The sequence below is a fragment of the Rhodohalobacter halophilus genome (assembly GCF_001715195.1).
In the GTDB taxonomy this organism is placed as follows: domain Bacteria; phylum Bacteroidota; class Rhodothermia; order Balneolales; family Balneolaceae; genus Rhodohalobacter; species Rhodohalobacter halophilus.
Map to the genome: position 1 here is coordinate 37,585 of NZ_MDWE01000022.1, position 26,353 is coordinate 63,937.

The 26,353-nt window shown below is 43.5% G+C and carries 22 protein-coding genes; 1 reads left to right on the plus strand and 21 read right to left on the minus strand.

Annotation, left to right across the window (positions count from 1 at the left end; translation table 11 throughout):
• Positions 1–168 precede the first annotated feature (168 nt).
• The 12 genes from BG260_RS14350 to BG260_RS07015 form a co-directional block, all read right to left on the minus strand.
• Complete coding sequence (locus tag BG260_RS14350) at positions 169–387, minus strand: alpha/beta hydrolase family protein (protein WP_408005553.1); 219 nt, start codon at positions 385–387, stop codon at positions 169–171.
• Positions 284–2,152 carry an LpqB family beta-propeller domain-containing protein gene (locus BG260_RS06965; protein ID WP_218089742.1) on the minus strand — a complete coding sequence of 623 codons (1,869 nt, stop codon included), beginning with the start codon at positions 2,150–2,152 and terminating at the stop codon, positions 284–286. Before BG260_RS06965 ends, BG260_RS14350 begins: the two co-directional genes overlap by 104 nt.
• Positions 2,153–2,282: 130 nt before the next feature.
• The gene (locus BG260_RS06970) at positions 2,283–3,779 is read right to left on the minus strand and encodes an asparagine--tRNA ligase (RefSeq protein ID WP_069131242.1); all 1,497 of its coding nucleotides are present in this window, start codon (positions 3,777–3,779) and stop codon (positions 2,283–2,285) included.
• A 146-nt stretch (positions 3,780–3,925) separates the two neighbouring features.
• Positions 3,926–5,179, minus strand: a complete 1,254-nt coding sequence (locus tag BG260_RS06975; RefSeq protein ID WP_069131243.1) for a M16 family metallopeptidase — start codon at positions 5,177–5,179, stop codon at positions 3,926–3,928.
• A gap of 115 nt (positions 5,180–5,294) precedes the next feature.
• Positions 5,295–7,412 carry a polyribonucleotide nucleotidyltransferase gene (gene pnp, locus BG260_RS06980; protein ID WP_069131244.1) on the minus strand — a complete coding sequence of 706 codons (2,118 nt, stop codon included), beginning with the start codon at positions 7,410–7,412 and terminating at the stop codon, positions 5,295–5,297.
• Positions 7,413–7,554: 142 nt separating this feature from the next.
• Entirely contained in the window at positions 7,555–7,824 is a 270-nt protein-coding gene (gene rpsO / locus BG260_RS06985; protein WP_069131245.1) for a 30S ribosomal protein S15, read from the minus strand.
• 50 nt (positions 7,825–7,874) lie between these two features.
• Positions 7,875–8,837, minus strand: a complete 963-nt coding sequence (locus BG260_RS06990; protein WP_069131246.1) for a bifunctional riboflavin kinase/FAD synthetase — start codon at positions 8,835–8,837, stop codon at positions 7,875–7,877.
• A gap of 53 nt (positions 8,838–8,890) precedes the next feature.
• On the minus strand, positions 8,891–9,637 hold the full coding sequence (gene truB, locus BG260_RS06995) for a tRNA pseudouridine(55) synthase TruB (protein ID WP_083750155.1): 747 nt from the start codon (positions 9,635–9,637) through the stop codon (positions 8,891–8,893).
• 1 nt (position 9,638) lies between these two features.
• Positions 9,639–10,010 carry a 30S ribosome-binding factor RbfA gene (gene rbfA, locus BG260_RS07000; RefSeq protein ID WP_069131247.1) on the minus strand — a complete coding sequence of 124 codons (372 nt, stop codon included), beginning with the start codon at positions 10,008–10,010 and terminating at the stop codon, positions 9,639–9,641.
• A gap of 91 nt (positions 10,011–10,101) precedes the next feature.
• Positions 10,102–12,918, minus strand: a complete 2,817-nt coding sequence (infB, locus tag BG260_RS07005) for a translation initiation factor IF-2 (protein WP_069131248.1) — start codon at positions 12,916–12,918, stop codon at positions 10,102–10,104.
• A 68-nt stretch (positions 12,919–12,986) separates the two neighbouring features.
• A complete protein-coding gene (nusA, locus tag BG260_RS07010) occupies positions 12,987–14,240 on the minus strand; it encodes a transcription termination factor NusA (RefSeq protein WP_069131249.1) in 1,254 nt (417 codons plus the stop codon).
• Positions 14,241–14,270: 30 nt separating this feature from the next.
• Positions 14,271–14,729, minus strand: coding sequence for a ribosome maturation factor RimP (locus tag BG260_RS07015; protein WP_069131250.1), 459 nt, complete (start codon positions 14,727–14,729; stop codon positions 14,271–14,273).
• A gap of 222 nt (positions 14,730–14,951) precedes the next feature.
• Between BG260_RS07015 and BG260_RS07020 the strand changes: the two genes are divergently transcribed.
• Positions 14,952–15,434, plus strand: coding sequence for a DUF192 domain-containing protein (locus tag BG260_RS07020; protein ID WP_069131251.1), 483 nt, complete (start codon positions 14,952–14,954; stop codon positions 15,432–15,434).
• A 2-nt stretch (positions 15,435–15,436) separates the two neighbouring features.
• Here BG260_RS07020 and fbp read toward each other — a convergent pair whose 3' ends face one another.
• From fbp to BG260_RS07065, 9 genes are all read right to left on the minus strand, one after another.
• Positions 15,437–16,468: a class 1 fructose-bisphosphatase gene (fbp, locus tag BG260_RS07025; RefSeq protein ID WP_069131252.1), complete on the minus strand. Its 1,032-nt coding sequence runs from the start codon at positions 16,466–16,468 to the stop codon at positions 15,437–15,439.
• Between the two features lie 55 nt (positions 16,469–16,523).
• On the minus strand, positions 16,524–17,132 hold the full coding sequence (gene coaE, locus BG260_RS07030; protein WP_069131253.1) for a dephospho-CoA kinase: 609 nt from the start codon (positions 17,130–17,132) through the stop codon (positions 16,524–16,526).
• A protein-coding gene (prfB, locus tag BG260_RS07035) for a peptide chain release factor 2 (protein ID WP_176719451.1) occupies positions 17,129–18,254 on the minus strand; the annotation gives its coding sequence in 2 pieces (ribosomal slippage) (positions 17,129–18,184 and positions 18,186–18,254; 1,125 coding nt in all). Before prfB ends, coaE begins: the two co-directional genes overlap by 4 nt.
• An 8-nt stretch (positions 18,255–18,262) precedes the next feature.
• Positions 18,263–18,514: a hypothetical protein gene (locus tag BG260_RS07040; RefSeq protein ID WP_069131254.1), complete on the minus strand. Its 252-nt coding sequence runs from the start codon at positions 18,512–18,514 to the stop codon at positions 18,263–18,265.
• Positions 18,515–18,680: 166 nt separating this feature from the next.
• On the minus strand, positions 18,681–20,462 hold the full coding sequence (locus tag BG260_RS07045) for an ABC transporter ATP-binding protein (protein ID WP_069131255.1): 1,782 nt from the start codon (positions 20,460–20,462) through the stop codon (positions 18,681–18,683).
• A 12-nt stretch (positions 20,463–20,474) separates the two neighbouring features.
• Positions 20,475–21,731 carry a ribonuclease Z gene (rnz, locus tag BG260_RS07050; protein ID WP_069131309.1) on the minus strand — a complete coding sequence of 419 codons (1,257 nt, stop codon included), beginning with the start codon at positions 21,729–21,731 and terminating at the stop codon, positions 20,475–20,477.
• 67 nt (positions 21,732–21,798) lie between these two features.
• Positions 21,799–23,601 carry an ABC transporter ATP-binding protein gene (locus BG260_RS07055; protein WP_069131256.1) on the minus strand — a complete coding sequence of 601 codons (1,803 nt, stop codon included), beginning with the start codon at positions 23,599–23,601 and terminating at the stop codon, positions 21,799–21,801.
• A 54-nt stretch (positions 23,602–23,655) separates the two neighbouring features.
• The gene (locus BG260_RS07060) at positions 23,656–24,699 is read right to left on the minus strand and encodes an NAD(P)/FAD-dependent oxidoreductase (protein ID WP_069131257.1); all 1,044 of its coding nucleotides are present in this window, start codon (positions 24,697–24,699) and stop codon (positions 23,656–23,658) included.
• Positions 24,700–24,947: 248 nt separating this feature from the next.
• Entirely contained in the window at positions 24,948–26,315 is a 1,368-nt protein-coding gene (locus BG260_RS07065) for an acyclic terpene utilization AtuA family protein (RefSeq protein ID WP_069131258.1), read from the minus strand.
• Positions 26,316–26,353 lie beyond the last annotated feature (38 nt).

Sequence of the window (26,353 nt, forward strand, 5' to 3'; positions counted from 1 at the left end):
TTGTTTATCTGATTGTTTGAAGATAAAAAATATTTATGACCCATTTGCATCAGAAACCAAATTCTTTTGAAGAGCGGATTGGGCATTTTAAAACAAAACAGCGCCGGTTTGGGGCTTTTCTAAAACATTGAATCTTCCGTTTATGGTAAACACCGAGGAAGAAGGTGGTTATTCACCTTTTACATAGTGATCAAACCACTCAAGGTATCGTTCATAACGATCTTTTTGAAACGAAGGTCTTCGAATTCCATGATGTTCGCCGGGGTAAACCACCAGCTTGGACTCAATTCCCAGCCGTCTCATGGCTTGGTACATCTGCTCTGAACCAAGAATAGGCACGTTCCAATCTTCTGCACCGCCTATCCAGAGGGTGGGTGTGGGTAACATTGGCAACAGCGTTAAACGGTGATATTCTCTCCCATTTTTCAGGTGTTTCCCATGGAAGACCCAGCTCTTTTTCCCAATACTGCTGGTAGTGATCGTGCCCATAATTTGAGCGATAGAGTGTTTCACTGGCACCGGAGATGGCTCCTTTGAATCGTCCTGTTTTTGTAATCACATAATTGGTTAGAATTCCACCATAGGACCATCCGCCTACTCCCAATCTTTCGGGATCGGCAACCCCCATCTCAATTGCATGATCCACACCGGCCATCACATCTTCAAAATCCTTGTTGCCCCAATCGGCAAAAAGTACCTCTGAGAACTCCTGTCCATAACCTGAAGAACCTCTGGGATTCACCATCACCACAGCATATCCTTTGGAGGTAAATAGCTGGGGTTCAAAACCGTAACTGTGCTCAAACTGTGCAACCGGTCCACCGTGAATCCATAGAATCGTTGGATAGCGCGTTCCTTCTTCGTATCCGATCGGTTTAACTAAGAAACCATGAACTTCTGTACCGTCTTTACTATTAAACCGGATCTCCTCAACATCAGGCGATGCAATTTGAGCTAAAAGTTCTCCATTTTCATCAGTAAGCTGCGAAAGGTTGTTTCCATTAACGGCATAAATTTCATGTGGCTTGTTGAATCGTCCCATTAAGATGGCTGTGGTGGAGCCATTTATATCAAAACTTCTCACACTCACTTCATCACGGATCACTCGCTCAAATCCCGTTCCGTTTCTGTTTACGGTAACCAGCTGACGCTCTCCGCCATCCTCAAACAGGAACCAGATCTGATTTCCATTCTCTGAAAAAACGGGGCTGCTCACATTTCGATCCAGCTCCTGTGTAATCAACCGTTCAGGACCGCTGCCATCTGCACGTGTGATGGCAAGGTGTGTCGTTGCATACCAGATTTTCTCCGGCTCAATCCCTGTGGTATATGCAATGTGCCGCCCATCAGGACTCCAGGAAGGCGATCCGTCACTTCCTTCATTTTTTGTAACCTGAACAAGTCCGCCCTCTTCCCCCCGATTGGCATCAACCACCCAGATATCTGAGTTGTCATTACTGTCAGGTTCTTCGGTTCTGTTACTGACAAATGCAATCTTTGTTCCATCCGGACTCCAGGTTGCGGATGAGTGATCATAATCTCCAAATGTGAGCTGAGTAGCTGTGCTGTCGCCGGGGGTGTAGGTGTATAGGTGAACCCTTCTTCGATCCAGATAGCCGACATAATCTCGTTTAAACTGAAGTCGATCTATCACATACGGCTGAGGATCTTCACTCTCGTTTTCATCCTTATCCCGGATCATCAAAAGTAGCCTGGAACCATCAGGGCTCCACTCAAACCCGTTGATCCCCTGCTCAATGTCCGTAACTTGCTGCGCTTCGCCGCCACGCATATCGAGCTTCCACACCTGGGTTTTACTCTCATTTCTGGAAGCACTGAATGTCAGATAGTTTCCGTCAGGCGTCCACTGCGGGCTGCCTGCTGAGTATCCTTTTGCGGTCATAGGCAAACGAACAGAGCCATCTTTTGAGACCATCCAGATTCTTGACTCGGAGGATCCTTCATCATAATCCGTTTCGGATACTGTGTATGCTATCCAATTGCCATCCGGACTTACAGCGGGAGATCCAACCGATTTTAAACTAAAATAGTCTTCAATTTCAACCGGCCGTTGATCTGTTTGAGCAAATAAGGTGGAAAAGGTGAGAAATAGAATGAGCGTGGTAAACAGTGAGCAACGTAATATTTTCATCAGTAAATTTTACTTTGTTGTGAGTACCCTTAAGGTTACACAATGCTGATGAAATTTGCTAAGGGGAGAAACATCATTCCAAGCAGAGTGCATACATACACTCTGCTCAAAATGAATAAAGAAATAAATATTAAGGTCTAAGTCGTCCTAGCATTCTTGGAAATGGGATGGTTTCTCTTACATGAGACAATCCGCAAATCCACGCAACCGTTCTCTCAATTCCAAGGCCAAATCCAGAGTGAGGTACAGAACCATATTTTCGAAGATCCAGATACCAGCTAAAGAGATCCTCGGGAAGATCGTGCTCCGCAATTCTCTCTTTCAGAACATCGATATCTTCCTCCCGCTGACTGCCACCGACAATCTCACCGTACCCTTCAGGTGCAAGAACGTCGAGTGCAAGAGCCAGTTTTTCATCTTCCGGATCTCGTTTCATGTAAAATGCTTTCACTTCCGCCGGGTATCTGTGAACCAGAACCGGTGTATCATACTGCATGGTTAGAATGGTTTCATCACTACCGCCAAAATCGTTCCCCCACTCAAAGTTCGCGGCAGATTCTTTCCATACCGGAATATTTCGCAGATCCTCTTCAACCTGATCAATTCGGGCATGAATCTCTTTGATTCTCTGATCAATTTGAGCTTTGCGCCATTTTTTGGCAGATCCGTGCTCCTTTTTAATCTCTTCCAGCTCATTTTTGATGGAACCCAGCTCCTCTTTTCGATCTTTCTCCATCGTTTCGAGCAGCTTCCTGGTCTCATCACTTTTAAGCTGCTCAACAGCTTCGGTGTATGAAATTCGTTTGAAAGGTTCATCCGCTGTTTTTTTCAGAAGCGTGGTATCACGCTGCAGGATGTTCAATTCGTTTTCATGTTTATCGAGTACACTCTTCACGATAAATCGGATAAAACTCTCCGCCAGGTCCATATTCATGTCCAAATCATAAAACGCCATTTCCGGCTCAACCATCCAGAATTCCGTCAGATGTCGGCGGGTTTTACTTTTTTCAGCACGGAACGTTGGTCCGAAGGTATAGATTTTACCATGCGCCATTGCCATCGCTTCACCATAAAGCTGACCCGATTGTGTCAAATAGGCTTTCTCATCAAAGTAATCCGTTTCAAAAAGAGTGGTTGTTCCCTCTGCCGCGTTTCCTGTAAAAATCGGGGCGTCCATTCGGATAAATCCCTCTTTTTGAAAAAACTGATGTATGGCAAACTGTATGGTGTTCCGTACCTGCATGGCTGCCCACTGGCGCTGGCTTCTCAGCCAGAGATGACGATTTTCCATCAGAAATTCCACGCCGTGATCTTTTGGCGTAATAGGATAATTTTCTGCAACCTGGAGAATCTTTACATCCGTTGCATGTAGTTCATATCCGCCAACACTCCGATCATCCTTTACAACCTTCCCGCTAATTTCTACTGAACTCTCCTGCTTCAGCGTACCGGCGGCTTCAAATATCTCCTCTCCCACCTCATCAAGTGAGACAATACATTGGCAAAGTCCGGACCCGTCGCGCAGTTCAATAAAGTGAAGAGCCTTACTGCTTCGGCTGTTATACACCCAACCCTTTAATGTCACAATTTCATCTTGATGATCAGCTAACTGTTTGATGTAGGTCATGTCTGATTTTGTAAAGTTTAGATGTTGATTAAATTATTTATCAAAAATCGTTTTGGAGAAAGCCAAATATCGGGATTAATTCATAAAATATCCGAATGGTAAATGATATCCGTCAGACCGCTTGAAGCGGCCAGACGGATAATAACCTATCGATTTTCAGGCAGCAGTAGTGCCTCTGAATAATCTTCTGGATTAAAGAAATCTTGGGAAAAAGATAGCAGTGAATCTGCCGTCACAGAATCGATATTCTCCACCAGTTCATCGAGAGTGACAAATCGGTTGAAATAAAGTTCACTTTTCGCCAAACGGTTCATTCTGTTGCTTGTACTTTCCTGAGAGAGCAGCAACTTTCCTTTTAATTGAGATTTGGCTTCACTCAGCTCTTTTTCTCCCACTTTTTCGTTTCGGATTATCTCAAACTCTTTGTTGATCAGATCCCTTACGTGAGTTACATAATCTTTATCTGTACCGATGTATACGCCGAAAAGACCACTGTCTGTATACGACTGATTAAATGTACCGATCGCATAACAGTACCCATATTTCTCCCGAATGTTCTGATGCAGACGTGAACTCATTCCTCCGCCCAAAACCGTATTGGCTAACAACAAGAGATATTTATCCGGATGATCGAAGTTCAGGGCTCGCTTCCCGATTACCATGTGAGTCTGTTCAATCGCTTTCGATTCCTTAATTTGAAATTTTTCGTATGAGGTTAACGGCTGTTCCTCATCAACAGTAGGTTCAGCTCCGTTCAACTCTAACTTTTCATCCAAAAGCTTCAATACATGGTCGTGGTTCACATTACCTGCAACGGCTACCAACAGGTTATCCGGCCGATAACGATCCGCCATATAGTCAAACAAATCCTCTCGGGAATAGTTGGAAACCGTATTTTCAAACCCAATGATTGGCCTGCCAATAGGATGATCTTTAAACGCATTGTCACTGAAAATTTCGAAGATATAATCATCCGGACTGTCCTTATACATTTTCATCTCTTCCAGAACTACCTTTTTTTCCTTCTGTAGTTCATCCTCAGGAAATTGTGAATTCTGTATCATATCGCTTAATACATCAATTGCGCGATCAAGCTGTGTATCGAGGCATCGGGAGTAGTAGCAGGTATATTCTGTAGATGTGAACGCATTCAGGTAACCGCCAACCGATTCCATGCTTTGAGCGATGTCATAGGACGATCGTTTTTCGGTTCCTTTAAACAGCATGTGTTCCAAAAAGTGCGTTACACCGGCCAGTTCATTCGATTCGTGGCGGCTTCCGGTTTTCACCCAAAAACCAACCGTTACACTTTTCACGCCGGGAATATTTTCTGTGACTACCTTCAATCCATTGGACAAAACGGTTTTTTGAATATCGGTAAGGCTCTTTTCAGTTTGCATAAATTTATAATTGATGAACTTCTAATTATGGAAAAATTGTAATCATACATTGGTATGTAAAACAAAAAAAGCGCCACCGGATTCCGATGACGCTAATCTTTTAAAGCCGGTAGATTTAGTTTTCGTCCGGCTTAGGAAGCAGTGCCTTTCGTGAAAGTCTCAGCTTTCCTCCATGCTCAACTTTCAACAGTTTCACATCGATCTGATCTCCTACGGAAATCACATCTTCCACTTTTTTCACATGACCATGCTCAAGCTCGGAGATGTGAAGCAATCCTTCTTTTCCGGGCACGATTTCAACAAACGCTCCGTACTCCTTGATCGCTTTCACGGTTCCTTTGTAAGTAGCACCTTCATCGAGCTGACCGGCAACTGCCTGAATACGTTTTTTGGCAGCTTCTGCTTTTTCAAGGTCGTCAGCAGAAATGGTAATTTGTCCTTTACCCTGTTCATCTTCCTCAATCCAGATTTCTGTGTCGGTCTCTTTTTGAAGTGCTTGAATTACTTTACCGCCCGGTCCAATCACTGCGCCAATACTGTCGCCGTCAATGGTCATTTTAATAAACTGAGGCGCATATTGTGAGAGTTTCTCTTTTGGCTTGGAGATGGTTTCTGCCATTTTTTCAAGAATGTGCATTCGTCCCTCTTTTGCCTGAGCAAGAGCCTTTTCAATCACTTCGAAACTGATACCCTGAACTTTCATGTCCATCTGGGTAGCTGTAATTCCGTCTGCAGTACCGGCAGTTTTGAAATCCATATCGCCCATGAAGTCCTCTTCGCCGCGAATATCTGAAAGTACAACGGTGTCGTCTCCTTCCACAATCATACCCATTGCAATTCCTGCAACCGGTTTTGGAAGCGGAACACCTGCGTCCATCAGTGCCATGGAACCACCGCAAACGGACGCCATGGACGAAGAACCGTTGGATTCGAGAATGTCGGAACGCACCCGAATCACATAGCTAAAGTCTTCAAAAGATGGCATTACCTTCTTCAGTGCTCTCTCGGCGAGGTGGCCGTGACCAATTTCACGACGACCCGGTCCGCGCATAAAACCTGCTTCACCTACACAAAACGGTGGGAAATTGTAGTGCAGCATAAAGGTTTTATCCTCTTCATAAAACAGTGTATCAACGCTTTGCGCATCACGCTTGGTACCTAAAGTAACAGATACAAGAGATTGCGTTTCTCCGCGTGTGAATACCGACGAACCGTGTGCTCTTGGCAGGTAATTGATTTGAGTCCAGATATCACGAATGTCTTCCGGATTACGTCCATCAATTCGGCGTCTTTTCGTAACAACCATGTTACGGAGTTCACGTTTCTCAATTTTACCAAAGATGTCGGAAATTTCTCCACCGAGTTCTTCGTATTCTTCAATTGCGGTCAGTTCTTCAATAACTGCGTCTTTCAATTCGCGGAGCTTACCGTTGTAGTCCTCTTTATTGAGGCCCATTTCAACAATCTCCTTTATTTTCGAAGTTGCAGCATCTTCTACTTTTTGTACAAGTGTTTCATCCTTCTTCTCAGGAACAAACTCGCGTTTTTCCTTTCCATATTCTTTTCGAAGTTCTTCCTGAAATTCACAAAGTTTCACAATCGATTTATGAGCTTCCTTGATCGCATCAAGCATCTCTTCTTCGCTCACTTCACTCATTTCACCTTCAATCATAATGACACTGCTGGCAGTACCCGCAACAATCAAGTCCATTTCGCTCTCTTTGAGCTCATCAATGGTAGGATTGATGACAATATTGCCGTTCACACGACCAACTTTAACCTGAGCCATTGGTCCGTCAAAAGGCACATCTGAAATGTGCAGTGCGGCAGATGCTCCTACGGCACCTAAAACATCTGCTTCATTCTGTCCGTCAGATGAAAATACCTGACAGATAATTTGAGTATCGTTATAGTAACCATCCGGAAACAGAGGGCGTAAACTTCTGTCAATTAATCGGCTGGCCAATGTTTCACCATCAGATGGACGGCCTTCTCTCTTTAAAAATCCACCGGGAAATTTACCACCGGCTGTAAAACTTTCTCTTAAATCAACTACGAGTGGAAAAAAGTCCTGTCCGGGCTTTGCCTCTTTGGCGCTAACCGCAGTACAGAGTACCATGGTATCTCCCATTCTTACCACAACTGCACCGTCCGCTTGTTTGGCTAATCGACCGGTCTCTACCGATATCGTTTTACCGGGTGCAAATTCAACACTTTTAAAATCTTCTTTCATAATAACTATCTATTCTGTTTTTCTTACGTCGACTATCCTTTTAGTAAAGCAGTTCAAACAAACAATGAGAATATGATTTTACCAACACTGTTTGAGGATATAAAAAAGGGTACGCCGGTAAGCGTACCCAATAGAGAAATGCTTATTTACGAATACCGAGCTCCTTAATCAGCTCACGGTATTTTACAATATCGTTCTTCATAAGGTAATTGAGAAGTCTTCTTCTCTTACCTACTAATTTCAAAAGGCCCCTTCGCGAAGAGTGATCTTTACTGTTCTCTTTGAGGTGCTCAGTCAGATCGTTGATCCTCGCTGTCATGATAGCGATTTGCGATTCAACTGAACCACTGTCTCCGGCTTCTTTGCCGTGTTTTTCAATAATTTCTGCTTTTTGTTCTTTTGTAATACTCATCTGTTGTTTATGAAGGTTCTATTAAACTCTTATAGCGTGATAAAATAAGCTTATTTAAATTGTTTTGCAATATCCGGAGAATGCTTCTTCAGTAACCGGCGACTGGCCTTCTCATCATTTTTTAACTGCTCTGTAAGTTGCTCAACTCCGCTAAAACCGCGTTCATCACGGATTCTGTCCACGAACTGAATTTGTACACTTTTTCCATATAGATCCCGGTCAAAATCAAAAATGTTCACTTCCAGTGTTTCCTGTTCGCCATCAAACGTTGGACGAACTCCAATGTTCATCATCCCACCGTGGTATTTCTCATCCACCCTAACCCATACGGCATACACCCCGCGTTTTGGAATAATTTTTTTTGAATTTTGAGGTGATATATTTGCTGTTGGATAGCCAATCTGTTTTCCCCGTTTATCGCCATGTACAACAGTACCGTTTAATATGTAGTATCGCTCCAGGAAGGTTGATGCCAGCTGCATATCCCCCTCTTTCTGAATAGCGTTGCGAACAGCCGTGCTGCTCACGGTCCTGTTTCCTACTTCCTGTTTAGAAACTACCTTAGACTCAAAACCCAGCTCCTTACCAAGTTTCTGAACCGTCTCAATGGTTCCTTCCCGGTTTCGACCAAAATGATGATCATAACCAATTACAAACTCTGACACCCCAATCTTTTGCCAGATGATATCCCGAACAAACTCTTCAGATGTGAGAAGCGAAAAATCACGGTCAAAAGGAATGACCACCATCTCATCAACACCGAGATCGGCCAAAAGTTCAGCCCTCTCCTCGAGTGTACTCAGCAGACGAATGCCATCGCTGCCCGGATTGATAATATCTCTCGGGTGTGGATCAAATGTAACAATTACACTTCGTGCATCCTCATTTCGGGCTCTATTCACAACCGTTTCAATCAAAACCCGGTGGCCGGCATGAACCCCGTCAAATGTTCCAACCGTTAGAACCGTATTGGGATTTCGACGAACATTCTGTAAAAAAACTATATCAGACATTATTTTTTATCTGTTGGTTAAGGCAGATATGATCAAATAAATTTTTACACAGTTCAGGTTTCATACGTTTTCATGAAATCCCTAAACTCATCAGTGGTAAATGCATCCTCTACATGAAACGATCCAATGGCTGTCCGTTCAAGTCCCGACATATAAGCCCGGCTATTCAAAGAGATCCCTAAATCGTGAGCTATAGAACGAATATATGTTCCTTTACCGCATTTCACTCGCAGCGTAATCTCAGGCAAATTCACATCCAAAAGCTCTGTTTCATAAATTTGAACAGGCCGGGCTACAATTTCCACTTTTTCTCCGCGGCGGGCTTTTTTATAAAGTCGCTCCCCTTTAATGCGAATGGCTGAATAGATAGGCGGCTTTTGCATAATCTCTCCGCTAAACTCCTCACCCAACTTCTGTTCTATCTTCTCTTTTGTGATATGCTGCCATGGTGCTGTTTCATCGGGTTCTAAGGCACCGTCATACGATGGAGTTGATGAACCAAACGTGATTCTTGCGATGTACTCCTTCGGCATCTTCTGAACCTGCTCAATAGACTTTGTGGCTTTACCGGTACAAATAACAAGAAGGCCCGTTGCAAGCGGATCGAGCGTGCCGGCATGCCCTACTTTTTTTGGAGGCACCCGATAACGAACAAATTTCACAGCATGAAAACTACTCCATTCCAGCGGTTTATCGATTAAAATAACCGCTCCTGTCGAAAAGTTCTCTTTAGAAAAGTCTGCCGGATCCGTATGTCGATCCACAACAGGCAACTCAGAGAGTGGGATGGCTTTTGCCATATTACTCTTCGTCTTTGTTGTTCTCTTCTCTCTGCTTGCGAACCTTGCTAAAAAGGTTCTCAATTTTGTTTACATACTCAGCCGTATCATCTTCGTAGAATAGAAGTTCCGGAATTCGGCGTACCTGGTTCTTGATTTTTGAGGCAAGCTCATATCGAATCTCATCCTGATGATCATCGATATATTTATACACCGATTCAACTTCTCGGTTTGGAGAAAATACACTCAAATATACTTTGGCAATCGACAAGTCATCGGTCATTCTTACCTGTGTTACCGTAATAAATGTACCGGATGGCTGGTAGTTTCTCTGCAGAATTTGCCCCAGATCCTTTTTAATAACAGAACTGAGTCTCTCTGTTCGAATACTCATAATAGTGATGGCTTAGATTACATGAATGTGTGCAGGTTCAAATTGCACACATTCAGTCATTCAAATTACTGATACAGATGTGATGGACCGTTTACCGGGCATCATCCAGGCTTCGTTTCTCTTCTACCACTTCATAGCTTTCAAATTCATCACCAACTTTGATGTCGTTGAATCCTTTGATGCTGATACCGCATTCGTAACCGGCCTGTACTTCTTTCACATCATCTTTGAATCTCTTCAGAGAGTCAATTTCACCGTCGTAGATTACTACACCGTCACGAATAATTCGTACCGGATTGTTACGATTCAGTTTTCCTTCTGTAACATAGCAACCGGCAATAGTACCAACCTTCGATACTTTGAAGACTTCACGAACGGTAACCATCGCTTTCATCTCTTCCGAAATTTCAGGGCTCAGCATACCTTCAAGTGCATCATGTACCTCATCTACAGCATCGTAAATCACACTAAAGAGTCGAATATCAATGCTTTCTGCCTCTGCAAGTTTTCTTGCACCGGCTGATGGCCGTACCTGGAAACCGATGATAATACCATCGGAAGCAGAAGCAAGCAGCACGTCAGATTCGGTAATCGCACCGGAACCTGTATGAATAATGTTCACAGACACCTCTTCTGTACTCAGTTTCTGAAGTGCTCCGGAAAGTGCTTCAATCGAACCGTCAACATCCGCTTTGATAATTATGTTCAGCTCAGATACTTCACCAAGCGCCATTCTTCTGGAGAGATCGTCCAGTGTCATATGTTTCACACGACGCAGAGACTGTTCTCTTCTGATCTGTTGACGCTGATTCGCAACATCTTTGGCTGTTTTCTCATCCTGCGGCACAATCAGTCGATCACCGGCTTGCGGTGTACCGTCGAAACCGATAAGCTGAACAGGAGTAGACGGGCCGGCTTCCTGCAGTCGTTGACCATGCTCATTTTCCATCGCTCGTACACGGCCAAATACCGGCCCCGCAACAAATGGATCACCAACTTTCAGTGTACCGTTTTGTACCAGAATATTCGCAACTGTTCCTTTCCCTTTATCTACCCGTGATTCGAGTACAATTCCCTGTGCCAGCCGATCGGGGTTAGCTTTCAATTCAAGCAGTTCAGCTTCAATCAATACCTTTTCAAGCAGATCATCAATTCCCTGACCGGTATGGGCTGAGACCTCTGCAGCCTGATTTGTTCCACCATACTCCTCAACTATTACACCGTGCTCAGATAGCTGCTGCTTAATCTTATCCGGGTTTGCCTCCGGCTTATCCATTTTGTTGATCGCAACAACTATAGAAACACCTGCAGCCTTGGCGTGGTTAATCGCCTCAATTGTTTGCGGCATCACAGAATCATCCGCCGCAACAACCAGAATTACAATATCTGTAGCTTGGGCACCACGACTACGCATAGCTGTAAATGCTTCGTGACCGGGTGTATCCAGGAATGTAATTTTCTTGTTGTCTTCGGTTACGACCTCATAAGCACCAACGTGCTGGGTAATACCACCAGCCTCACCGGCTGCTACTTTAGCTTTACGGATGTAGTCAAGCAGAGATGTTTTACCGTGGTCTACGTGTCCCATTACGGTAATAATCGGAGCTCGTGGAAGCAGATCTTCCGGATCGTCCTCCTCAACCTCGATCTCCTCTTCAATCATCTCTTCGGCATCCACAAATTTCACTTCGTGGTCATACTCTGCAGCCACCAACTCTATAGTAGAAGCATCCAGGCGCTGATTTATAGAAACCATCATACCGAGATTCATACATGTGGTAATCACATCGGTTGGCTTCACATCAAGTTCATCAGCAAGGTCACTTACCGTGATAAACTCAGCAACTTCAAGAATTTGATCTTCAAGCTGCTCCATCTCTTCCTGAAGCTGACGCTCCTCTTCGCGCTCCTCTTTTCGCTGTCGACGACGCTTCTGACGCTTACTACCGACGGTATCACCGGTCTTCATCTTCTGCATCGTCTCGCGCATTTTCTTCTCTACATCCTCCTCATCTACACGAGAGCGTCGGCCCTTCTTTTTGCTCTTCTTCGTTTTCTTGGATGACTTCTCTTCTTTAGCTGGTAGAGACTTTTTCTTTGTATCGGAACCGTCGTCCTTAAGATCTTTTTTACGCTTACGCGTTTTACGTTTTTTACGTGGCTCTTTCGAAAACTCTACTTTACCGACAACCTTTGTACCGGTCAATTTGCGAGATGAACGACCTCGGATAATCTCTTCTTCATCAGATTCGTCCTCTTCACTCTCTTCTTCGTCGTCCTCATCTTCATCATCATCGATGTCTTCATCATCTTCCTCTCCCTCATCATCTTCATCATCGATGTCATCATCCTGTTCATCAGAATCTTCGTCTTCCTCTGAATCGTCTTCTTCTAACTCCTCGTCGTCTTCGTCATCATCAGACTCTTCAACATCTTCTGCTTCATCTGGCGACTCCTTTTTGGCAACAGGTTCTTGCTCCTCTTCGGGTTCTTCAGCCTCTTCTTCCTGTTGATCCTCTTCCTCAGTTTCATCCTGTGGCTCTAAAGATGGTTCCTGCGATTTTTCTTCAACGTCCTGTTCTGCCTCTTCCGGCTCTTCGTCTTCAGGTTCAAGAGTCTCATCTATAGGCTCCAGAAAGCTATCTATCGATACACTTTCGTTTCTGCTTGACAGGATTTGATTCCGACGGCTTTCATACTCTTCTCTGGCTTTCTCATGCTCCATACTCTTGGCTTTGTCATCACCATATACACCTTCCAGTACATCGTACATTTCAGGTGTAATCTTGGAGTTAGGCCTGTTAGCAACATCGAAGCCGTTATCACTCAATGTATCTACAATAGATTGAGTGGCAACGTTAAATTCTGATGCTACCTTAAAGAGCTTTTTCGGTTTTTGGTCCGTCATATATATCTGTTTGCGTCGGTTGTCAAATTATAAACTAAAAGAATCGAGACTGAAAGGTACGATCAATCTTATTCGTCCTCAAATTCATAAGCGATGATATCGATGATTTTTTCCGCTTCCTCTTTGGTGATTTTACCTTCGGTTCGGCGAACTATTTCATCTTCATCAAGATCGAGAACTGCGCGAGCACTGTCGCAGCCAATTTCAAAGAGCAGATCGATCGTCTCTTTGCCAAAATCAACCTCAAATTCAGCCAGGTCGATATCGTCTTCTTCTTCTACTTCTCGATATACGTCAATTTCGCACCCAACAAGCTTAGAAGCCAGCCGGATGTTTACACCGCCTTTACCAATAGCCTTGGAAACTTCATCAGCCGGCACAAGCACATTCGCTTGCTTTCCATCTTCGCTGATTTCAACTTTTACAACTTTTGCAGGCTGAAGTGCACGCTTAATAAATTCAATTTTGTCATCACTGTAGTTAATGACATCAATATTTTCGTTCTGAAGCTCACGAACAATGGCATGGATCCGAATTCCCTTCATACCAACACAAGCCCCAACCGGATCAACACGCTCGTCGTAAGAAACAACAGCAACTTTAGATCGATCTCCCGGCTCACGAGCAATTCGCTTCAATTCAATAATTCCATCAAATACTTCCGGAATTTCATTTTCAAACAGTCGCTCCAAAAACAGCGGGGATGTTCTTGAAATAATAACCGTAGGATTTCCACCAATTCGTTTCACTTCAGATACAACCGCACGAATGGTATCTCCTTTTCGATAACGGTCTTTGTAAATCTGCTCATTTTTGGGGAGCAGCAGTTCCACGCCATTGTGGTTTACAAGAATATCTTTATTATGCCGCACCTGATATACATCCCCCAGAACAATTTCCCCAACCCTGTCGGAGTACTCTTCAAATACGTTATCTTTTTCTATCTCACGAATACGCTGGGCAAGCTGCTGACGTGCCATGGATACTGCTCGCCGACCAAAATCGGTAATGGAAATCTCCTGGGCATACTCATCATACAGCTCCAAATCAGGATCGTGCTTTTGAGCTTCCTCAAGAGAAATTTCCGTTACCGGATCTGTCAACTCCTCGGCAGGTACAACCTCACGAATATGAAGAATCTGAATCTCTCCACGATCTGCATTTAAAATCACTTCAAAAGACTCGTCTGACTCATACTTCTTCCGAATCATAGTTCGGAATACATCCTCGAGAATCGATAAAAGCAGATCTTTATCAATGCCTTTATCTTTTGCAATTTCTGCAAACGACTGGATTATTTGCTTTGAAATTTCGTTTTGCATCTGAAAATAGGTTTTAACGTTCGTTGCCGGCTAAATTTTCGGTACTATTTTAGTTTCCACTATATGATCAAACGGAATAGTAACCGTTTTATCATCTTTCGGTGTAATTTCAATCTGCGTATCCGATACGGATGTCAACACGCCTTCCACCGTCAGGTAATTTTCCTGATCCTTATACTTTACCTTGGCGATACGCCCTTCATTTTTTGGATACTGCCTCTTATCGCTAAGCGGCCTGCTCAAACCGGGAGATGATACGTTCAGCCTGTAGGCTTTTGAAAATACCTCCTCTTCTTCCAACAAGTGGCCTAACTCCCTGCTCACACGTCCGCAAGTATCCAGGTTTACACCGCCCTTTTCCGAATCAACCAGAACCCAAACTTCCATCACCTTGGCATTTTTCACCTCTACATCCACAAGAAAGATCCCTTCCTGCTCTACAATAGGCTCTACCAACTCTAAAATTCTGTTTTTAACGGTCTGGTTCATATCGCTATTTGATCTAAGTACAAAAAAAAGTGAGGGCCTGCTACGGCGCTCACTTTTCAGGCCTGAAAATTAAGCCTAATTGTTGAAAAAACCAACTAATAAAACTTGAGAATTCACCTCTTTAGATGTACTATTCAGATCTGTTTCCACAGATAGCAGGTACATCCAATTGAGAACCACAAACTTTTTGTACTGTACTGAACCACAGCAATAACAGAATCCATGTTTAAATTTATTACCTCGATCCTTTTTGTATCACTATTGATTACAGCATGTGGTGAAGAATCGCCCCGGAATGAGCAGACTACCGAAACCCGGCAGCTCGACTACACAGCCGATGTGGCATTCATAAATAGTGCCGGTGAAGAAGTTACATCTATTCGAGCTGCAGTGGCTGATGATGATCACTCCCGAAGTGAAGGTTTAATGAATGTACACAACTTACCTTCAGATGCCGGCATGATTTTTATTTTTGATGAAGATGCACCCAGAAGTTTCTGGATGGCAAATACACCAATTTCACTGGATATCATCTACGTAAATTCAGAGATGGAGATTGTGAGGATACACAGAAATACTCCACCCTATTCTCATGAAAATATTCGTTCTGAAGCACCTGCAAAATATGTTGTTGAAGTAAATGCCGGTTATACAATGGAACATGACATCACTGAAGGGATGATGATTCAACTCACACGTCAGTAAGGCTACGTCTCTTCGGTATACTCCTCTAACATGGACTGAACCTTTTTCACATTCTCGGGCGACCCGATGTAGATCGGGCAGCGCTGATGAATGGACGTGGGTTGAATCTCCATTATTCGACCTTTGCCATCAATCGCTTTTCCGCCGGCCTGTTCAATAATAAAACTGAGCGGATTACACTCGTACATGAGCCTCAATTTTCCATTTGGGTATTTTGTACTGGCTGGATAGATAAAAATCCCCCCTTTAATAAGTGTACGGTGAAGATCTGCAACCATCGAGCCGATATAGCGTGCAGTATAGGGCCGATTAGTCTCTTCATCTTCAACCTGGCAATATTTGATGTACTTCTTCAATCCCAATGGCCAGGAGTTGTAGCTCCCCTCATTTATGCTGTAAATATTTCCTTTCTCGGGGATCTTGAAATTATCTTCAGAAAGAATAAACTCTCCGATACTCGGATCAAGTGTAAAAGAACTCACGCCCAAGCCTGTTGTATAAACCATGATAGTACTGGATCCATATAGAACATAACCGGCTGCAACTTGTCGAATTCCCGGCTGCAGTGCATCATCTTCAACCAGCTTTCTATCAAATCTCGGCTGGCGCATATAAATTGAGAAAATACTGCCGATCGAAACATTTACATCGATGTTGGATGACCCATCAAGTGGATCCATATACACAATATATTTTCCCCCTTCGCTATTTAGCCTTACGATACCGTCATTCTCTTCAGAGATCACCATACAGGTAATCATTGAACGGTCTAATGCAGAAATAAGCTGTTGATCTGCAAATAGATCCAGACGTTTTACAGATTCACCGTGGACATTCTTTGATCCGTCAACTCCTAACAAATTTGTGATACCCGCTTTGTTTACCTCACGAGAGATAATCTTGGCAGCAAGCCCAATATCACGTAAAAGCTGAGAAAGTTCTCCGGTTGCACCGGGAAACTTATTTTGTGCCTGAATGATGTACTCATCCAGTGTTACCAGTTTTCTGGATTTAGCGGTAGACGTAGCTTCCATAGCTGCAGTTCAGTTGTTTTCAACTTCCTTAATAAGCTTGGCTATCTGCTATGGCTTACACAGCATCCCGATAGTCTTCCAATACTCTATAAAAAAGCTCCTTTGATTTCTGTTTAAACTCTTTTAGCGTACCAATATTTTCGACGGTATAATCGGCAATACTTTTTAAATTTTCAAAGTCGGGTTGCTTCTCCATTCGGCTCATCACATCCAACTCAGAAATGTCGTCTCTCTGTTTAACTCTTTCAATTTGATCATTTTTTGGAGCGAGCACTAAAATAACGATATCCAGATCCTCAGGACGCCCTTTATTCAGCAAAAGAGCAGCCTCTTTAACAAGAATTTTCACATCCGTTTCGGATGCCTTTCTTGCAATCTCCCTAAATTTTCTTGCAACAGCCGGATGAACAATCCGGTTCAGCTCTTCAACTCTTCCCTGTTGAAATGCTTCGCGAATTAAATGCTGTTTATTTAGAGTGCCATCCCGGTGGTAGGTCTTCTCACCAAATGTTCTCTTTAACTCGTTGATAACAGCCTCATCCTCTACCATCAACTTTTTTGCGAGATCGTCTGCATATACAATTTGAGCGCCTAAAGATTCCCACACTTTACAGAGTGTACTTTTTCCTGACCCAATCCCTCCGGTAACCCCGGCTACAATCATGCGGCCTCTCCAACATTGGTGGCCAGCAGATACGCCTTCATAAATTCATCCAGGTCACCATCCATTACTCCTTGAACATCACCTGTTTCATGATTGGTACGGTGATCCTTCACCATATTGTAGGGATGGAAAACATAGGAACGTATTTGTGATCCCCACTCATTACTGCTTTTTGAGTCTTCGAGTTTCTGTTTCTCCCGCTCTTTTATCTGTTTCTCAAGCTCATACACTTTTGATTTCAGCATCACCATCGCCTTCTCACGATTCTGAAGCTGAGACCGCTCCTGCTGGCATTCCGCCACTACACGATCTTCAGATCCGTCACTCAACTTTCCTGACCAAATCAGTCGGACACCGGTCTCAACCTTGTTCACATTCTGACCACCCGCACCGCTGGCATGAAAACGCTGCAGCTCGATGTCCGAATCATTCAGGTTCACTTCTATCGTATCATCGATGATAGGCGATACAAAGACTGAACTAAACGATGTGTGACGACGTGAATTACTGTCAAATGGCGAAATTCGAACCAAACGGTGGGTTCCGCTTTCCGATTTCAGATATCCGTAGGCATTGGGACCGCTCACTTCTATCGTTGCACTTTTTAAGCCTGCAACATCGCCATCCTGATACTCCACAACAGAAACTTTATAGCCTTTCTTTTCGGCCCATCGTGTATACATTCTGTACAACATCGATGCCCAATCCTGGCTCTCCGTTCCCCCGGCTCCCGGGTTAAACGTTACAATCGCGTTACGATGGTCATCCTCACCGCTTAACATGTTCTGAAGCTCGAGATCTTCCAGTTTCTTTCTGAATGAAGAGAGTTCTGATTTCAGATCATCTACAACCTCTTCCCCCTCCTCCAGAAATTGCTGAAACACCCGGATACTTTCCCGGAGTTCATCCAGTTCATCCCATTTATCAACCAATCCTTTTTCCCGGTCCAGCTCTTGCATAATTTGTTGAGCCTTATCCGGATCATTCCAAAAATTGGGGTCCTGAGTCTGATCAGTAAGTTCTATGATTCGGACTTTTCGTTTATCGTAGTCAAAGATACCCCCTGAGCGTGTCCAGGCGCTCAAATAATTCGTTGATTTTGTCTGACTGGATGTTCTCCATTTGTAAAATTATCGGTTTAAAATTTTTGCGATTATAATTCCTGCTACAAGTCCGCCTGCAAGTGCAGCTCCAAGGCTCACTTCCGGATTCTTCTTCACATATTTTTTGGCTTGCTTATATTCACGCCTCAACTCCTTTTGAAGTCTGTCGCGCTCTTTTTGAAGTTTGATCACCAAATCATCATACGCTTCATTCAGAGCTTCTTTCTCTCTATCAATTACATCTTTTAGTTCTTTCTCAAGCTTTTTTACGTTGTCCATATTGGGCCTCCGTGAATGGTTATTATCTCTGTTTAAAAATCTACTTTTATCAGCTTCTATGCAAAAGAAACTGCATGAGTTTCTTACAATTAACAAATCGATCTTTCAAAAAGTTTACCTCCACCAACAGCCTCTTGCAGGGAGCACAAATACTCAGATCTGCTGATTAGTCTGCTGTGGTTACATCCTGGTCGCGATACTGCAGCTCATAGAGTTTACGGTAGATTCCATCCTGCTTCTCCATCAACTCTTTATGCGCCCCCTCTTCTCTGATTTTGCCCTTGTGCATCACCAGAATTTTATCGGCACCGCGAATCGTTGAAAGCCGGTGTGCTATAACGATAGAAGTCCTTCCTTTCATCATTTTTTCACACGCTTTAGAAACCAGTTCTTCGGTTTCTGAATCGACACTGGAAGTAGCCTCGTCAAGTATCAGAATTTTAGGGTCGTAAACCATTGCCCGGACAAAGCAGATCAGTTGTCGCTGCCCCATCGAAAGGGATGCTCCGCGTTCATTCAGGACGTAATCATATCCTCCCGGTAATTTTGATATAAAGCGATGGCAATCCACCTCTTTAGAAGCCTTAATAACATCTTCACGGGATATATCAGAATTGCCAAGTGTGATATTCTCCAGAACTGTCCCTGAAAAAAGTGCATTATCCTGCAAAACAAGACCGAAATTTTTTCTTAAATCTTTAAGGGATAACTGTTTGATATTTTGACCATCCAGCAATATTTCTCCTTCATTGATGTCATAATACCGCATCAACAGATTAATGATTGTAGATTTACCTGCACCGGTAGCTCCCACTATCGCAAGAAGTTCTCCCGGTTTTGCAGTAAAGGATACATCTCGCAAAATAACTTCATCATCCTTATTGTAAGAGAACCAGACACGATTAAAATCGATCCTCCCTTTAACATTCTCAATCTCAACCGGCTGGTCCGATTCAACAACCTCTTTTTCGGTATCCAGTACATCAAAAATTCGTTCTGAGGATGCCAATGCAGATTGAAGTGTGTTATACTTTTCAGAAAGACCCCGAATTGGATTAAAAAATTGCCTTACATATTGAATAAAAGCCAGAAGCACACCGAACGACACCTGGTCCATCAGTGCCCTTGCCCCGCCATACCACACCACAAGAGCCATTGCCAGACTTGCCAAAACCTCAACCACCGGCCAGAAAATCGAAAAGTAGAAGATGGTTCTGATATGGGCTTCCCTGTGCTGCTTATTCAAGGATTCAAACTGCTGCTTCTGCTTATTTTGCCTGTTGAAAAGCTGAACAACCGACATACCGCTTATGTGCTCCTGAACAAACGAGTTTAGTCTTGCAATCTGATCGCGTACGTCCAAAAATGCGGAACGAACCTTACCTTTAAACCAGAAAGTGGAGTAAAAGAGAATAGGAAGTACAAGAATGGCAATCACGGTCAGTTCCCAACTCATCGACAACATAAAGTAGAGGATGAAGAAGATTCTGAACAGATCTCCGATCATATTCACTATCCCGTCCGAAAGAAGTTCACTTAGTGCTTCTATATCGTTGGTTGTTCGGGTAATGAGCCGGCCGATCGGGTTCTTGTCAAAAAACTGAACGTGCAGAGACTGAATTTTTTCAAACACCGAATTTCTTAATCGGTATAGTGCGCCCTGTCCGAACCATCGGGTAAGGTAGGTATTGGCTACAAGAATGATGAACTCCCCGATAAGTGCCATACCCAAAAGAGCGATAATCCAGAGAAGACCTGAGTAGTCATCAACTGCTATGTAATCATCAACAGCTATCTGGGTAAGTTTTGGGCGAATGGTGCCAAGGAAGGCGGCAGACAACGTAAGCACGATTGCCAATACCGCCCACCATTTGTAGGGTTCAAAAAAGTAGTAAAGCCGTCGAATCAGTACAGAATCGACGGCTTTAGAGTCCTGTTTATTACTCAAACCAGATTAATTTTAGAATCTGTCAAAATCGTCGAAGGGTGTCCTTGGTGTAATGTGTTTTGGAGGCCTCGACGTTCCCTGATTACTGTCATTTTGCTCACGCCTGTCACGATTGTCATTGTAATCGCGACTGGGACGCTCCTTTCTTTTTCTGCCTTGATCACTTCGGCTTCGCCTGCTGCTGGATCCGCGATCGGAACTTCGTCCCCTTCCGGAGGAAGACTTTCGTTTTCTGAAATTCTTTTTTCCTTTATCATTTCCACGCCTGCTGCCTCCACTGCGAGAACTGCCGCTCTTATTGTCATCTATCTCCTTCAGATAAACTTTGGCCTGAACAATTCCCTTCTCCTGTGACGGATTGGTAAAAATTGGGCGTAATTCGGTAGCAAGCCATGCCGGGAAGAATTTCTCTCTGGCTTCCCGTAGCAAGATAAATGGGTTTGTATAGCGTGCAGAGAAATGACTGATTACCAAAAGCTTGGTTTGAGCTTCATTGGCTACACGTGCAGCATCTACAGAAGTGGAGTGTCCCGTCTCCGCCGCTTTATCTGCGAGGTTTTCACTAAATGTTGCTTCGTGATACAGGATGTTCGTGTTCATTGCCAGTTTCACAGAGTTCGGGCAATACTTGGTGTCGGTAATGTAAGCAAAACTGTCACCGGGCCTTGGATGTCCCACAATTTCATAAGACTTTACAACCGTTCCATCTTCCAGTTCAACGTCTTCGCCGGCTTTCAATGCCTTATACTGTTCATCCTCAGTAATGCCAAGTCGTTCAGCTTTTTCTGCATCCACTTTACCGGGTTTATCTTTCTCCTGAAAGCGATACCCAAGGCAAAATTTGGTATGGTTCAATGGACGAGCCTCAACATAATACTCATCTTCATCCACCACACGTGTAGATTCTGCATCTTCCTCAACTTCTACGTAATTGATTCCAAATCCGAGTTCCAGTTTAGCAAACTGAATGTTCCACTCCATAAATTCCTGAATGCCTTTTGGGCCCACAATGGTTAAGTCGCGATCACGCCGCTGAAGCTGCAGAGTGGATATAAGGCCAATGAGACCGGAATAGTGATCCACATCAAAATGCGATATAAAAATGTTTTCAATTTTTGATCGCTTTAAGCCGGCTTGGAGCATTCTCATCTGAGCGTTTTCACCACAATCGAATAGGTGAACATCGCCTTCGCGCCATAGCGCTACTGATGAAAGGTGTCTGGTGGCTGTTGGGGTTGCTGAAGCAACACCTAAAGGTACAATGATCATAGTATCTCCCGCTGTATGTTTTAGGCCTTTTGCCATTCAAACAAAAGGTACCCGTTTTGCATTTACTTTATATTTGAGCTAATTCTTGTTCGAGTAGTTGTTTTTCGTACATCCTTGCGTATTGTCCTTTCCGTGCAAGTAATTCGTCATGAGAACCTTCTTCGGTTATTGAACCGTCCTGAATATAAAAAATTATATCGGCGTTTTTAACAGTAGATATCCGATGGGAAATCATAATCGTGGTTCTGCCGCTCAGTTTTTCATTCAGGTGATTTAAAATTGCTTCTTCAGTATTTGTATCTACAGCGCTTAAAGAGTCGTCTAAGACTATAATTTTAGGGTCTTTAATGAGCGCCCTTGCAATTGCGATTCGCTGCTTTTGTCCGCCGGAAAGTGTTATACCCCGTTCACCTACCATGGTCTCAAATTTTTTCTCAAAATCCAAAATATTCTCAAGTACCTGCGCATTTTCTGCCGCCGCTTCAACCATCTCCATCGAAGCATTCTCAACGCCAAACGCTATATTCTCTTTTATGGTCGTTGAGAAAAGAAATGTCTCCTGAGGTACATAACCGATTATATCCCTGAGCTGAACCAGATTCCACTCCTTGATATTTACACCGTCCACAATCACTTCACCCTTGGTCGGATCAAACAGGCGCGGTATCAAATTTACCAGAGTTGTTTTACCTGAACCGGTTCTTCCCACTACAGCTATTTTACTGCCCGGTTCAATTGTCATATTGATATTCTTTAAAGCATATTCATCAGCACCCGGATATTTGAAACTCACATTTTTAAGCTCGATTCTTCCATTCACCTTCTCATTTATATTATCTGCAGTTTTTTCTGTATCTCTGATCTCAACAGGTTCTGTAAGGAGCTTATCGATTCTCTCCCACGATGCAAGTGATTTTTGAAGTGTATTTACAGTGTAACCTAAAGAAGCTACCGGCCAGGTAAGATAGGCTACGTAAATTACAAACTCCGCAATATTTCCGATCGTAATTGCTCCATCTATGACCATCAACCCACCCTGCCATATAACAATAACGATTGAAGCACCAATCAGGAGATTTAATGTTGGATGAAAAAGGGATTCAACCAAATCGAGTCGAAGTTTTTTCTTTCTGTAGGAGTCACTGATTTCCTCAAATCTCTCCTGTTCATACTCCTCTCTGTTAAAGGCTTTGATGAGTCGGATGCTGCTAAATGTTTCCTGCGCTCTGCCGGCCACCTCGGAATACTGCTCCTGAATAATTAGCTGATATTTATTGATGAAACCGCTCACCCAATAAGCGAAAGCCGATAAAAAAGGAAGCGGCACCAAAGCCCAGAAAGTTAGTTCGGGGCTTACAATTACCATCATTGTTATGATAAAACCCGCTCTTGTGAATGTATTGATGGTGTACATCAAAACAGGGCCAAAATATTCCCTCACCCGCCCAACATCTTCCGTGGCACGAACATAAACATCTCCGGATTTATTGGAAGCGAAATAGCGCTGAGGAAGCGAAAACAGTTTATCGATAATTCGATTTCGTATATCGAATTCAATTTTACGAGAACTGACGATTAACGTCTGGCGAGTGGCAAACAACAAAATACCGTACATCAGCACGGTGCCAATTAGCAGAAGAGAATTATAAGCCAGTAAAACACCTGCCTCACTGCTAAAGAGAACTTCAAATATTGAGGAGTATTGACCTGAATAGTCTCCGACGAGAGCCTCAACTTCATCCATTGTTTTACGGATAAATACAGGTATCCAAATCAGAAAAAAGTTGGAACCTGTGAGAAACAGAGCGCCCAGGAAAATGATGCCCTTGTAATCCCGTAAATATCGATTCAGTTTTTTAAATGAATCCACTGATGGATTTTTAGATAATTAGCAGATGCTAAAAGAACCTGCAGTATGTCGTTATCATTCCCAGCCTTTAAACTTCTCTTCCCAATGTTTTCCAAGCTTATAACCGGACCGGTAAGCCGCATCAATATCATCCCCCTCATAGTAGTCCCCAATTAGTGCAAGCGGCGTCTCTTCCACCTCAATTTCAAAGTAAGGCCTGTTGAGTGATTTAACCGGCTGACTGAATTTCCAGTAGTGTAACTGACTCCAGTTGGGGGTTACGCTCCAGCCGCCGGCAATATCAGCTAATTCAGACAGCAGAGCTTTCTTAATCGTTTCTTCGTCTGATTTTCTGTGTTTCCGGGCAAAATCAGCCGTTGAATGCACGACTAGAGTACACTCATCTTGATCTTCACGCTTGGATGTTTCGTTGGAGATAAAGCGAATAGAGCTATTTGAAGCGTGAATCCCATCCCAATCAGGAGTATTGGATTTATCATACCCCAGCATCAGAGAGATGGAAGGGTTGTAAGAGATTTCATCAATCTCACGGATAATTTTCAGTGTGGACACTTCATCAACAGTTGTGTTAAGAAGCCCGTAAGCCTGCGGTGCAGGGGTCGCGATAATCACAGCATCCGCTTCAAAGGTATCACTCGAAAGCAGGTTGATCATCCAGGAACGTTTCTTTCGCCTATTCTCCCCAATGTGAGTCAAACCACCGGCCTGAGTGTTATTTTTCACGTCTACCCAACGGCTCAAATATTTCCCGATACTGTTCATTCCACTGGCTGCAGTAAAGGTAACACCCTCTTTCTGATTAGGATTACGTTCAAGAATTTTTTCACCATCATAAAAAAGAAAGTTGTCTCCCCATAATTTGATGATTTTCTTTTCGAGAAGTTCTGCAGTAAACTTCTGAAATTCAGGCGATTTGGCCGTGAAGTATGAAATACCGTGATCAAGCTTCAGCTGAAGATCTTTACCTGCATAACGGGTAGCCATTCTGCCGCCAAATCCACTGCTCTTCTCAATAATTGTCACTTCATGTCCCGCTTTTGAGAGAATTCGCCCGGCTGTTAATCCTGCAATTCCTGCTCCGATAATCCCAATAACCATAAAAATCCTTAATGCCAGTTAGTAATTAATGATCGTAGAAAAATGTAAATCTAAAGTTAAAGAACTATTCACTCTACTTCTTGTCTAATTTTTTAAATTTTCCGGTCGAATAGTACCCTGCTTTCAAAGCCCCAATCATACATTAAAATAGTTACCCCCTTTACTGCATGATGAGATGAGACCGAGTCCCTGCAGTATTAGTAAAAATTCATCAGAAATTGGAATCTCAACTTACCGTTTTCAAAACATCAGACTTCAAAAACTGTAACCCGTGGTTCTGCAACCTCTTTATCAAGCAGAGCGGGCCAGTAGGCTACCACTTCACTTGCCTTGGGTCTACCGCCTGCAAATCCGGTCACCCCGCTCGGACCGGTTAAAATTAACGGCGCGATCTCCATTCCAAAACGATTCAGATCATCGCGGGAATCGCCATGAACCGAGATCCGGAGCTGCACTTCATTCATCTCACTTAAGTTATCATTCAGAAGGTCCGAATCTTCATTACAGGCGTTAAGTCCTACATATTCTACATTTGTATCCCTGAATTTAATGCCAATTTTTTCAGCTCGCTTCAATAATATTTCTCCTGCAGCCCGGGCCTTTTTCACGGCATCCGGCCAGCTATAAACCAATGTGGAAGAGAGTTTATATCCGTCTATGTAACTGGCAGATATTTTATAAGTTGGTGTGGCGGGTTTTCCGGTAATTCCCCAAACTTTCACACGATTCTTGCCCTCCTGTTTTAACCGGATTGAAGTAAAATCGGCGATACAGTCAGGAGTAATGTAGCTTGACGGATCTCCAATCTCATACAAAAGCTGCTCTTTGACGGTCTTTTCAGAAACCAGCCCGCCTGTGTTGTCGTGTTTGGTCACATAAAAGGTTCCATCCGGATGTGCTTCAATAATCGGAAACCCGATATCCACAAAATCCTCTACCTCTTCCCAGTCGGTGAAATTCCCGCCGGATACCTGTGCCCCACACTCAATGATGTGTCCGGCAATTGTACCGGTCGACATCAAATCATAGTCTTCAAAATTCCATCCAAATTCATACACCATGGGAGCTAAAGTTAAACCTGTATCGGTTACCCGGCCGGTAATCACAATATCTGCACCCTCCTCAAGGGCCTGAACAATTGGGCGGCAACCGAAGTAGATATTAGCGCTGAGCAGTTCATCTTTCACTTTTGCGATGGGCTCTCCCGTCTCCATATTGTTGAGCTCATGGCCATTACCGATAATCTGATCCAGGTCGGGCAGAATATCATCGCCATCTACCACAGCCACTTTCAATCCGGATACACCTTTCTCTTTTGCCACTTTCAGGATGGCATCTTTACAGGCGTTTGGGTTTACACCGCCTGCATTTGAGATCACTTTAACACCGTCATTGCTGATCTCATCCAGTGTTCGTTCAATCACGGTTACAAAATCCCGGGCGTAGCCGAAATTTTCGTTTCTCATGCGCTGTTTCTGCATGATTGACATAGTCACCTCGGCGAGGTAATCCATCACCAGGTAGTCAATTTCGCCTCGTTTAACCTGCTCAACAGGTGCATCGGGCAGATCACCCCAGAACCCCTGACCAGACGCAATTCGTATATACTCTTTCAAAATAGCTCCATTTTTTATTTAGACATCGTAGTAAAATA

Bases quoted from the DNA above. Each gene is read 5' to 3' on its own strand.
- rpsO (WP_069131245.1), bottom strand. From the start codon at position 7,824: ATGAGTATTACAAAAGAACAAAAAGCAGAAATTATTGAAAAACACGGC.
- truB (WP_083750155.1), bottom strand. From the start codon at position 9,637: ATGGCAAAAGCCATCCCACTCTCTGAGTTGCCTGTTGTGGATCGACAT.
- BG260_RS07040 (WP_069131254.1), bottom strand. From the start codon at position 18,514: ATGGACAACGTAAAAAAGCTTGAGAAAGAACTAAAAGATGTAATTGAT.
- BG260_RS06990 (WP_069131246.1), bottom strand. From the start codon at position 8,837: ATGTCTGATATAGTTTTTTTACAGAATGTTCGTCGAAATCCCAATACG.
- fbp (WP_069131252.1), bottom strand. From the start codon at position 16,468: ATGGAAGCTACGTCTACCGCTAAATCCAGAAAACTGGTAACACTGGAT.
- BG260_RS07020 (WP_069131251.1), top strand. From the start codon at position 14,952: ATGTTTAAATTTATTACCTCGATCCTTTTTGTATCACTATTGATTACA.
- BG260_RS07015 (WP_069131250.1), bottom strand. From the start codon at position 14,729: ATGAACCAGACCGTTAAAAACAGAATTTTAGAGTTGGTAGAGCCTATT.
- coaE (WP_069131253.1), bottom strand. From the start codon at position 17,132: ATGATTGTAGCCGGGGTTACCGGAGGGATTGGGTCAGGAAAAAGTACA.
- BG260_RS06970 (WP_069131242.1), bottom strand. From the start codon at position 3,779: ATGACCTACATCAAACAGTTAGCTGATCATCAAGATGAAATTGTGACA.
- rbfA (WP_069131247.1), bottom strand. From the start codon at position 10,010: ATGAGTATTCGAACAGAGAGACTCAGTTCTGTTATTAAAAAGGATCTG.
- BG260_RS06965 (WP_218089742.1), bottom strand. From the start codon at position 2,152: ATGAAAATATTACGTTGCTCACTGTTTACCACGCTCATTCTATTTCTC.
- infB (WP_069131248.1), bottom strand. From the start codon at position 12,918: ATGACGGACCAAAAACCGAAAAAGCTCTTTAAGGTAGCATCAGAATTT.
- rnz (WP_069131309.1), bottom strand. From the start codon at position 21,731: ATGATCATTGTACCTTTAGGTGTTGCTTCAGCAACCCCAACAGCCACC.
- BG260_RS07060 (WP_069131257.1), bottom strand. From the start codon at position 24,699: ATGGTTATTGGGATTATCGGAGCAGGAATTGCAGGATTAACAGCCGGG.
- BG260_RS14350 (WP_408005553.1), bottom strand. From the start codon at position 387: ATGTTACCCACACCCACCCTCTGGATAGGCGGTGCAGAAGATTGGAAC.
- BG260_RS06975 (WP_069131243.1), bottom strand. From the start codon at position 5,179: ATGCAAACTGAAAAGAGCCTTACCGATATTCAAAAAACCGTTTTGTCC.
- pnp (WP_069131244.1), bottom strand. From the start codon at position 7,412: ATGAAAGAAGATTTTAAAAGTGTTGAATTTGCACCCGGTAAAACGATA.
- nusA (WP_069131249.1), bottom strand. From the start codon at position 14,240: ATGCAAAACGAAATTTCAAAGCAAATAATCCAGTCGTTTGCAGAAATT.